Raw genomic sequence first — 506 nt, forward strand, 5'->3', positions numbered from 1 at the left:
GATGTGCGTGTAGTCCCGCGCGAGGCCCCAGGCGAAGCCCGCCAGGTACGCGCGCCCCAGGCCCGCCTTCTCGGTGCGGTGGAGCACATGGACCCGCCCATCGGTCGCGGCTCGGGCGTCGGCCAGCGCCCCCGTCCCATCGGGCGAGCCATCGTCCACCACGAGCACGTGCCCCTCGGGCAGGTGCGCGTGGACTGCGTCGAGCAGGGCCTCGATGTTCTCGGCCTCGTTGTAGGTGGGCACCACCACCAGGGGCTTTGGCTGGTCAGACATCCGATCCTCCACGCTCCCGGGCCCCTGCTGCGGGGCTGGCCGGCGAGGCGCGCAGCATAGGAGGCGCCCGACGGGCGAGCAACCGCAGCAGATGCGTCGCCACCTCGCCGCCCCAGTCCGATCGGCGAAGTCGGGCCCGCACCGCCTCGACCGATGGGGCCCACGTCTCGGGCGCATGCAGCAGCCCCAGCGCAGCCGCCGCGATCGCCGCGGGCGTGCAGTCCTGAAGCACG

Annotated in this window: 2 protein-coding genes; both read right to left on the minus strand. The window is 73.9% G+C overall.

All coding sequences use genetic code 11. The features are described 5' to 3' along the window. Positions 1-273 (minus strand): glycosyltransferase (locus KDM41_19030; GenBank protein ID MCB1185518.1); only part of this gene is annotated, 273 nt, incomplete at its 3' end. After that, positions 266-506, minus strand: a 241-nt coding sequence (locus KDM41_19035) for a hypothetical protein (GenBank protein ID MCB1185519.1), incomplete at its 5' end; no start/stop codon positions are given. The genes KDM41_19030 and KDM41_19035, both read right to left, overlap by 8 nt.

The sequence above is a fragment of the bacterium genome (assembly GCA_020440705.1).
Classification (GTDB): domain Bacteria; phylum Krumholzibacteriota; class Krumholzibacteriia; order LZORAL124-64-63; family LZORAL124-64-63; genus JAGRNP01.